This window comes from Streptomyces sp. Y1 (assembly GCF_041053115.1).
Classification (GTDB): domain Bacteria; phylum Actinomycetota; class Actinomycetes; order Streptomycetales; family Streptomycetaceae; genus Kitasatospora; species Kitasatospora rubellomurina.
This window is the reverse complement of sequence record NZ_CP163445.1, coordinates 1756079-1766790: the sequence shown is the minus strand read 5'-3', so window position 1 is coordinate 1766790 and position 10712 is coordinate 1756079. Positions and strand designations below refer to the sequence as shown.

Annotated in this window: 1 protein-coding gene; it reads left to right on the top strand. The window is 75.3% G+C overall.

The features are described from left to right. Window positions 1–12: 12 nt before the first annotated feature. A complete protein-coding gene (locus AB2U05_RS07395) occupies window positions 13–10704 on the top strand; it encodes an SDR family NAD(P)-dependent oxidoreductase (RefSeq protein WP_369182807.1) in 10692 nt (3563 codons plus the stop codon). The last annotated feature ends 8 nt before the right edge of the window (window positions 10705–10712 follow it).

The following is a 10712-nucleotide window of genomic DNA, read 5'->3' as shown; positions in this document are numbered from 1 at the left end:
GGGGGCGCTGACATGGCAGAGAACACCGAGCAGCAGGAGAAGATCGCCCGCTATCTCAAGAAGATGGCGAGCGACCTCAACCAGGCCCGTGCGCGCCTGCGCGAGTACGAGTCGCGCGACGGCGAGCCGCTGGCGATCGTCGGCATGAGCTGCCGCTACCCGGGCGGGGTGACCTCGCCCGAGGAGCTGTGGCAGCTGGTCGCCGAGGGGCGGGACGGCATCGGCCCGTTCCCGACCGACCGCGGCTGGGACCTGGAGAAGCTGTACGACCCGGACCCCGACACGCTCGGCACCGTCTACGCCCGCGAGGGCGGATTCATCGACGGCGCCGCCGAGTTCGACGCCGAGTTCTTCGGCATCTCGCCGCGCGAGGCGACCGCGATGGACCCGCAGCAGCGCCTGCTGCTGGAGTCGGCGTGGGAGGCGCTGGAGGACGCGGGCATCGACCCGCACACCCTGCGCGGCAGCTCCACCGGTGTCTTCTGCGGCGTCGGCCCGTCCGACTACGCGGCCATGCCGGCCGGCGCCCTGCCCGAGATCGAGGGCTTCCGGCTGACCGGCTCCACGACCAGCGTGGTGTCCGGCCGGATGGCGTACGCGCTCGGCCTGGAGGGCCCGGCCGTGTCCGTCGACACCGCCTGCTCCGCCTCCGCCGTCGCCCTGCACCTCGCGGTGAACGCGCTGCGGGCGGGGGAGTGCTCGCTGGCGCTCGCGGGTGGCGTGACCGTGCTCGCCGGGCCGTTCCTGCACATGGAGTTCAGCCGCCAGCGCGGCCTCGCCCCGGACGGGCGCTGCAAGGCGTACTCGTCCTCGGCGGACGGCACCGGCTTCTCGGACGGCCTCGGCCTGGTGGTGCTGGAGCGGCTGAGCGACGCGCGGCGCAACGGGCGTCGCATCCTCGGCCTGATCCGGGGCAGCGCCGTCAACCAGGACGGCGCGAGCAACGGTCTGACGGCCCCGAACGGGCCGTCCCAGGAGCGGGTGATCCGGGCGGCGCTCGCCAACGCCGGGCTGTCGACGGGCGACGTGGACGCCGTCGAGGGCCACGGCACCGGCACGGTGCTCGGCGACCCGATCGAGGCGCACGCGCTGCTGGCGACGTACGGGCGCGAGCGCGAGGGCGAGCCGCTGTGGCTCGGCTCCATCAAGTCCAACATCGGCCACACCTCGACCGCCGCCGGTGTCGCGGGCGTCATCAAGATGGTCATGGCGATGCGCAACGGCGTGCTGCCGCGCACCCTGCACGTCGACGAGCCGTCCGCGCACGTGGACTGGGACTCGGGCCGGGTGGAGCTGCTGACCGAGGCCCGGGACTGGCCGGCCGGTGAGCGGCCGCGCCGGGCCGCCGTGTCCTCGTTCGGCGTCAGCGGCACCAACGCGCACATCATCCTGGAGGAGGCCCCGGCGGCCGCTGCCGAGGACGAGGCCCTCCCGGTCCGTCCGGCGGGCGCGGTGCCGGTGGTGCTGTCGGCACGCACCGACGTGGCGCTGCGGGCGCAGGCGGAGCGGCTGCGGTCGCACCTGCTGGCGAAGCCCGAACTCTCGGTCGCGGACGTGGCGTTCTCGGCGACGACCAGCCGGGCGCTGCTGGAGCGGCGCGCGGTCGTCGTCGCCTCCGGGCGCGAGGAACTGCTGGAGCGGCTGTCGGCCGTCACGGCGGGGACGGGTGCGGTCGGCGGTAAGTCGGCGTTCCTGTTCACCGGGCAGGGCTCGCAGCGGGCCGGGATGGGCCTGGAACTCGCGGGCGCCTTCCCGGCGTTCGAGCAGGCGCTGACCGAGGTCTGCGCCGAGCTCGATGCCCGACTGGGCCGCTCGGTGCGGGAGTTGATCGCGGCCGGCGGCGAGGAGCTGAACGCCACCGAGTTCACCCAGGCCGCGCTGTTCGCCGTCGAGGTCGCCCTGTTCCGCCTGGCCGACTCGCTCGGCCTGCGCGCCGACTACCTGGTCGGCCACTCGGTCGGCGAGATCGCCGCCGCGCACGTCGCGGGCGTGCTCTCGCTCGCGGATGCCGCCGAACTCGTGGTGGCGCGTGGTCGGTTGATGGGCGCGCTGCCCGCGGGTGGTGCGATGGTGGCGGTCCAGGCCACCGAGGCCGAGGTCGCCGAGTCGCTGGCCGGCTTCGAGGGCCGGCTGGAGATCGCCGCGATCAACGCGCCCACCGCGATCGTCGTCTCGGGAGATGCGGACGCCGCCGAGGAGTGGCTGCCGAGGGTCGAGGGCCGCAAGACGACGCGTCTGCGGGTCTCGCACGCGTTCCACTCGCCGCGTATGGAGCCCATGCTGGACGAGTTCCGCGCGGTCGCCGCCAAGTTGACCTATGCGAAGCCGCAGATCCCGGTGGTCTCCAACGTCACCGGCGCCCTGGTCGAGGCCTTCGACGCCGAGTACTGGGTCCGCCACGTCCGCCAGGCCGTGCGCTTCGCCGATGGCGTGACCACCCTGTGGGGCCTGGGCGTTCGCCGCTTCCTGGAGCTCGGCCCCGACGCCGTCCTCACCGCCATGGCCCGCCAGTGCGTGCCGGACGACGCCGACGCCGCGTTCACCGCCGCCCTGCGTGCCAAGCAGGACGACCGCGAGACCTTCGCGGGCTTCCTCGGCCAGGCGTACGCGGCAGGTGTCGCCGTGGACTGGGCCGCCTACTACGCGGGCACCGGCGCCCGGCGCGTCGACCTGCCCACGTACGCCTTCCAGCGCGAACGCTTCTGGCTGATGCCGTCCGCGCTGGGCGGCGACGTCACGGCCGCCGGGCTCATCGCCGTCGAGCACCCCGTGCTGGCCGGCCGCGCGCTCATCGGCGACCGCGACGAGTGGCTGTTCACCGGCCGCATCTCGACCCAGGCCCAGCCGTGGACGCGGGACCACGTCGTGATGGGCACCGTCGTCGTGCCCGGCGTGGCGCTGGTCGAGATGAGCCTGGCCGCCGGCCGCGAGGTCGGCTGCCCGGTGCTCGACGAGCTCGTCATCGAGGCGCCGCTGGCCCTGGACGAGACCGCCGCGCGCCGCCTGCAGATCACCGTGGGCCAGGCCGACGCGGACGGCCGCCGCGAGTTCGTCCTCTTCTCGCACCCCGAGGGCCAGGACGCCGACGCGTCGAGCGAGGTGACCTGCCACGGCCGGGGCTGGCTGGCGGCGAACGAGTCGTCGGCGCCCGGGTGGGACGTCGAGTGGCCGCCGCCGGGCGCCGAGGCGCTGTCCCCGGAGGCGCTCTACACCCGCATGACCGACATCGGCTACGACTACGGCCCGCTGTTCCAGGGCGTCGTCGAGGCGTGGCAGGACGAGGACGCCGTCTACGTCGAACTGGCCCTGCCGGACGACGCCGACACCCGGACGGCCTTCGGCATCCACCCCGGGCTCTTCGACTCGGCGGTGCAGAGCTCGCTCTTCGGCGAGAAGCCCGACGACACCCTCGTCATGCCGTTCTCCTGGAACGGCGTCCGGCTCCACCGCAGCGGCGTCTCGCACGCCCGCGCCCGGCTCACCCCGGCCGGTGAGGCCGCGTTCCGCATCGAGATCGTCGACGAGCACGACGAGCCGGTGCTCAGCATGGACCAACTCGTGTTCCGTCCGGTCGACCGGGCGCAGCTGACGCGGGCCGGCGCGACGCAGAGCCCGTTGTACCGGCTCGGCTGGGCGCCGGTGGCGTCCGCCGCCGGTGAGGCCGTCCGGGTGGCGGTGCTGGGCGACACGGGCGACGCGGGCCTCGCGGGCGAGCGGTTCGCGGACCTGGCGGCGCTGGGCAAGGCGCTGGCCGAGGGCGGCGAGGTTCCCCGGCTGGTGGTGGCCTCGGTCGCCGGCCCGGCGGACGGTAACCGGGCCGAGGCGGCCCGCGAGGCCGTGGCCGAGGCGCTGGCCCTGGTGCAGCGGTGGCTGGCGGACGACTGGTCGGGCGAGGCCCGGCTGGCGCTGGTCACCCGGGGCGCGGTGGCGGTGGACGGTGGGGCGGCGGACGTCGCCCAGGCGGCGGTGTGGGGTCTGCTGCGCAGCGCGCAGTCGGAGCACCCGGGCCGGTTCCTGCTGGTGGACCTGGACGGCTCCGAGCCGGACTGGGCCGCGCTGCTCGACACCGACGAGCCGCAGCTGGCGCTGCGGGACGGCAAGCTGTTCGCGCCGCGGCTGGTGAAGGCTGCGGCCGGTGAGCCGGCGGCGGTGGAGTTCGATGCCGAGGGCACGGTGCTGGTCACCGGTGGTACGGGTGGTCTGGGTGCGGTGTTCGCGCGGCACCTGGCGAGCGCCTATGGTGTGCGGCACCTGGTGTTGGTGAGCCGGCGTGGTCCGGCGGCCGAGGGTGCGGCCGAACTGGTGGCGGAGTTGGCGGAGTTGGGCGCGTCGGCGCGGGTCGTCGCGTGCGACGTCGCGGACCGTGCGCAACTGGCGGCGGTGCTGGGCGGGTTGGAGCGTCCGCTGACGGGCGTGGTGCACGCGGCCGGTGTGCTGGACGACGGTGTGATCGGGTCGCTGTCGGCCGAGCAGGTCGAGCGGGTGCTGCGGCCGAAGGTCGAAGCGGCCTGGCACCTTCACGAGTTGACCGCGGGCTCCGATCTCAAGGCGTTCGTGCTGTTCTCCTCGGTGGCCGCCCTGATCGGCAGCCCGGGCCAGGGCAACTACGCGGCCGCGAACGCGGCCCTGGACGCGCTGGCCGCGTCCCGCCGGGCCGCCGGCCTGCCCGCGACCTCGCTGGCCTGGGGCCTGTGGTCCGAAGCCGCCGGCATGGCGGCCCAGTTGGGCGGGGCGGAGCTGGCCCGGCTGGAGCGGATGGGCGCGAAGCCGCTGACGGCCGAGCTCGGCCTGAGCCTGTTCGACCGCGCCCTGACCTCGGACGAGGCCCTGCTCGCGCCCGTCCAGCTCGACCTGGCCGTGCTGCGCGCCCAGGCCCGAGCGGGCCTGCTGCCGCCGCTGCTGCGCGGGCTCGCGCCCGCTCCGGCCCGGCGCGCGGAGACCGGCGGGTCGCTGGCCCGCCGTCTCGCGGGCGTGCCGGAGGCGGACCGCGAGCGGGTGGCGCTGGACCTGGTGCTGGCGCAGGTCGCGGGCGTGCTCGGGCACGCCTCGGCCACCGCGATCGACCCGGAGCGCGCCTTCCAGGAGATCGGCTTCGACTCGCTGAGCGCAGTCGAGCTGCGCAACCGGCTCACCCAGTCCACGGGCGTGCGCCTGCCGGCCACCCTGGTGTTCGACCACCCGTCCCCGGCGGCGGTGGCGCGCCTGCTGGTCGCGCAGATCGCGGTGGAGCCCGTGAGCGGCCGGACCAAGGCCGCCCGGGCGCGGCGAGTCGACTCCGCCGAGCCGCTGGCGATCGTCGGCATGAGCTGCCGGTTCCCGGGCGGGGTGTCCTCGCCGGACGAGCTGTGGCAGCTGGTCGCCGAGGGCCGGGACGCGATGGGCCCGTTCCCGTCCGACCGCGGCTGGGACCTGGCCAACCTGTACGACCCGGACCCCGACCACGCGGGCACCGCGTACACCCGGGCCGGCGGATTCGTCCACGGCATCGGGGAGTTCGACGCCGAGTTCTTCGGCATCAGCCCGCGCGAGGCGACGGCCACCGACCCGCAGCAGCGCCTGCTGCTCGAAGCCTCCTGGGAGGCGTTCGAGCACGCCGGTATCGACCCGACCTCGCTGCGCGGCAGCAACACCGGCGTCTTCTGCGGCACCGTCCCCTCGGGCTACCACTCCACGATGGCACCGGAGTTGGAGGGCTACCACCTCACCGGGACCACGACCAGCGTGGTGTCCGGCCGGATCGCCTACACGCTCGGCCTGGAGGGCCCGGCGGTGTCCGTCGACACCGCGTGCTCCTCCTCGTCGGTCGCCCTGCACTTCGCCTCGCAGTCCCTGCACGCGGGCGAGTGCGAGCTGGCCCTGGTCGGCGGTATCTCGCTGATGGCCACGCCGGACCTGCTCGTCGGGTTCAGCCGCCAGCGCGGCCTCTCCGAGGACGGGCGCTGCAAGGCGTACGCGTCCTCCGCGGACGGCACCGGCTTCTCGGACGGCATGGGCCTGCTCGTGCTGGAGCGTCTGTCGGACGCGCAGCGCAACGGCCGCCGGATCCTGGGCCTGGTCCGGGGCAGCGCCGTCAACCAGGACGGCGCGAGCAACGGCCTCACGGCCCCGAACGGCCCGTCGCAGGAGCGGGTGATCCGCGCGGCGCTCGCCAACGCGGGGCTGTCGGCGGACGACGTGGACGCCGTCGAGGGCCACGGCACCGGCACCAAGCTGGGCGACCCGATCGAGGCCCAGGCGCTGCTGGCCACCTACGGCCGGGACCGCGCCGGGGAGCCGCTGTGGCTGGGCTCGATCAAGTCGAACATCGGTCACACCTCGGCGGCGGCCGGTGTGGCGGGCGTCATCAAGATGGTGATGGCGATGCGCAACGGGGTGCTGCCGCAGACCCTGCACGTCGACGAGCCCTCGCCGCACGTGGAGTGGGACGCGGGCCGGGTGGAGCTGCTGACCGAGGCGCGGGAGTGGCCGGTCGTGGACGGGCGGCCGCGGCGTGCGGCGGTGTCCTCGTTCGGCGTGAGCGGGACGAACACGCACGTGATCCTGGAGGAGGCGCCGGCGGCGGAGCCGTCCGAGCAGGTCGAGGCCCAGCCGGTCCCGGCGGCAGCGGTGGCGGTGCCGGTGTCGGGTCGCAGTGCGGCGGCGGTGCGGGCGCAGGCGGAGCGGCTGCGGGCGCATCTGGTGGCGCGGCCGGAGCTGTCGCTCGCCGATGTGGGGTTCTCGGCGGCGACGACGCGGGCGCAGTTGGAGCACCGGGGTGTGGTGGCGGCCGCTGATCGTGAGCAGTTGCTGGCGGGTCTGGCGGCGTTGTCGCTGGGCGAGCCCTCGCCGCTGGTGGTGGAGGGGCGTTCGGCCGGTGGCACGGTGAAGCCGGTGTTCGTGTTCCCGGGCCAGGGCGCGCAGTGGGTCGGCATGGCCGTCGAACTGCTGGACTCGGCGCCGGTGTTCGCGGCGGAGATCGCCGCGTGCGGCGAAGCGCTGGCCGAGTTCGTGGACTGGAACCTCGAAGACGTCCTCCGCGGCAGGGAGGGCGCCCCGTCGTTCGAGCGGGTGGACGTCGTCCAGCCGGCCCTGTTCTCCGTCATGGTGTCGCTCGCGGCGCTGTGGCGCTCCTACGGCGTGGAGCCCGCGGCCGTGGTCGGCCACTCGCAGGGCGAGATCGCGGCGGCGTACGTCGCGGGCGGCCTGTCGCTGCGCGACGCGGCCCGGATCGTCGCGGTACGAAGCCAGTTGGTGCGCGACAAGCTCGCGGGCCTGGGCGGCATGATGTCGGTGGCCCTGCCCGTCGACCAGGTCGAGGAACTGCTGGCGCCGTACGCGGGCCGGCTCTCGGTCGCCGCCGTGAACGGCCCGGCCGCCGTGGTCGTGGCGGGTGAAGTCGCCGCGCTGGACGAGGTGTTCGAGGCCTGCGAGCGCGACGGCGTCCGTGCCCGCAAGGTCAAGGTGGACTACGCCTCGCACTCGCAGCAGGTCGAGACGATCGAGGCCGAGCTGCTCGCCGCCCTCGCGCCGGTCGAGCCGACCAGCGGCCGGATCCCGTTCTACTCCACCGTCGTCGGCGAGTTCATCGACACGGCGGGCGTGGACGCCGCCTACTGGTACGCCAACCTGCGCGGCCAGGTCGGCTTCGAGCCTGCCATCCGCGCGCTGATCGACCAGGGCATGGGCTGCTTCGTCGAGGCCTCCCCGCACCCCGTCCTCACCATGGCGGTCGAGGATGCCGTCGAGGCTGCGGACGCCAACGGCCGGGTCTCGGTGGTGGGTTCGCTGAAGCGGGACGAGGGCGGCCTGCCGCGCTTCCTGCTGTCCCTGGGCCAGGCCCACGCCGCCGGCGTGAAGGTCGACTGGGACTCCGCGTTCGCCGCCACCGGCGCCAAGGTCGTCGACCTGCCGACCTACGCCTTCCAGCGGGAGACCTACTGGCTCACCCCGTCCGCGCAGGGCGGCGACGTCGTCGCGGCCGGGCTGGACCGGATGGAGCACCCGGTGCTGGCGGCGGCCGTGCAGGTCGGCGACCGCGACGAGTGGGTGTTCACCGGCAGGTTCTCCGCCGAGTCGCAGCCGTGGGTGCGCGACCACGTCGTCCTGGGCATGGTGATCGTCCCGGGCACGGCCTGGGTGGAGCTGGTCGCGGCCGCCGGGCGCCGGGTGGGTGCGCCGGTGGTGGACGAGCTGGTGATGGAGTCGCCGCTGCTGCTGGACGAGGGCGCCGCCGCGCAGTTGCGCGTCACGGTGGGCGTCGCGGGTGCGGACGGCCGCCGCGAGGTGGCGGTGTTCGCCCGTCCGGAGTCGGCGGCCGACGAGGTGACGGAGGCGGTCTGCCACGCCCGTGGCTGGCTGGCGGCCGAGGGCGCCGCTCCGGCGGCCTGGCTGCCGACCGAGTGGCCGCCCGCCGGGGGCACCGAGATGACCGGCGCCGCGCTGTACGCGGGCATGACCGAGCTCGGCTTCGACTACGGCCCGGTGTTCCAGGGCGTGCGGACGGCCTGGCGCGTGGGCTCCGAGGTCTTCGCCGAGGTGGCCCTGCCGGGCGACACCGGCGGCGAGGGCTTCGCTCTCCACCCGGCGCTGTTCGACGCGACGCTGCACGGCGCGTTCGCGGAGAAGGGCGCGGACGGCGGCGCGACCCTGCTGCCGTTCTCATGGTCGAAGGTGACGGGCGGACGTCAGGGCCTGTCCCGGGTCCGGGTCCGGATCTCGCCCGCCGGTGAGTCCGCCCTGCGGGTGGACGTGGTGTCCGAGCAGGGCGAGCCGGTGCTGAGCCTGGAGCGGCTGGACATGCGCCCGGTCGACCTCTCCCAGCTGGAGCGGCTGCGGCGCGGTGGCGCCCAGTCGGTGTACCGGCTGGACTGGTCCCCGGTGGCGCTCGGCGCGGCGCAGCCCGTCCGCCCGGCGGTGCTGGGCGGAGCCGGTGTCGAGGGCGAGGCGTTCGCCGACCTGGCGGCGCTGGAGAAGGCGCTCGCCGAGGGTGCCCCGAAGCCGCGGCTGGTCCTCGCGTCCGTGGCCACCCCGGAGGGCGGCAACCGGGCCGAGGCGGCCCGCGAGGCCGTGGCCGGGGCGCTGGCCCTGGTGCAGCGGTGGCTGGCCGCCGACTGGACGGCCGAGGTCCGGCTGGCCCTGGTCACCCGCAACGCGGTGGCCGTGGACGGCGGGGCGGCGGACGCCGCCCAGGCCGCGCTGTGGGGCCTGCTGCGCAGCGCGCAGTCCGAGAACCCGGACCGGTTCCTGCTGCTGGACCTGGACGGCTCCGAGCCGGACTGGGGCGCGCTGCTGGACGCCGACGAGCCGCAGCTGGCGGTGCGCGCCGGCAAGCCGCTGGCGCCGCGCCTGGTGAAGGCCTCGGCCGGCGAGCCGGAGACGGTGGCGTTCGACGCCGAGGGCACGGTGGTGATCACCGGTGGTACGGGTGGCCTGGGCGCGGTCTTCGCCCGCCACCTCGCCGCCGCCCGCGGCGTGCGCCACCTGCTGCTGCTGAGCCGCAGCGGCCCGCGGGCCGCCGGCGCGGCCGAACTGGTCGCCGAGCTGGCGGAGTTGGGCGCGACCGCGCAGGTCGTCGCCTGCGACGTCGCCGACCGCGAGCAACTGGCCGCCGCGCTCGGCGCGTTGGAGTACCCGGTGACCGCCGTCGTGCACGCCGCCGGTGTGCTCGACGACGGCGTGATCGCCTCGCTGTCGCCCGCACAGGTCGAGCGGGTGATGCGCCCGAAGCTCGACGCCGCCTGGCACCTGCACGAGCTGACCGCCGCATCCGAGCTCAGGGCGTTCGTGCTGTTCTCCTCGGTGTCCGCGCTCATCGGCAGCCCGGGCCAGGCGAACTACGCGGCGGCGAACGCGGCGCTGGACGCGCTGGCCGCGTCCCGCCGGGCCGCCGGCCTGCCGGCGGTCTCGCTGGCCTGGGGCCTGTGGTCCGAAACCGCCGGTATGGCGGCCCAGTTGGGCGAGGCCGAGTTCGCCCGACTGGAGCGGATGGGCGTCAGCGCGCTGACCCCGGAGACCGGCCCGGCCCTGTTCGACCGGTCGCTGGACGTGGACGCGGCCGTGGTGGCCCCGGTGCTGCTGGACACCACCGTGCTGCGCGCCCAGGCCCGGGCCGGGATGCTGCCGCCGCTGCTGCGCGGCCTGGTCCGGCTGCCCGCCAGGGCGGCCGACACCGGGGCGAGCATGCTGGTGCAGCGGCTGGCGGCGGTGCCGGAGGCAGAGCGCGCGGGGATCGTGCTGGAGGCCGTCCAGGCGCAGGTCGCGGCCGTCCTCGGGCACGCCTCGGCGGCCGCGATCGAGCCGGACCGGGCCTTCAAGGACCTCGGCTTCGACTCGCTCGGCGCCGTCGAACTGCGCAACCGCCTCGCCCAGTCCACGGGCGTGCGGCTGCCGGCCACCCTGGTGTTCGACCACCCGACGCCGGCGGCGGTGGCGGAGCTGCTGCTGTCGGAGCTGGGCGGCGGCACGCCGGCCGAGCCTCCGATCGACCAGGAGGTCCGCCGGCTGGAGGAGATGCTCGCCGCCAGCTCGGCGGAGGAGCAGCAGCGGGTGGCCAAGCGCCTGCGCACCCTGCTGTCGGCCATCAGCGCCGGAGCCGCGGCAGCGGCCGGCGGCACGGCCGAGGGCGAGCCGGTGAGCCGGGCGCAGAGCGAGCGGGAGCAGCTCGAGGCGGCGACCACCGCCGAGGACCTGTTCCGAATGATCGATGTTCAGCTGGGGGACGAGTGACGGGGGAC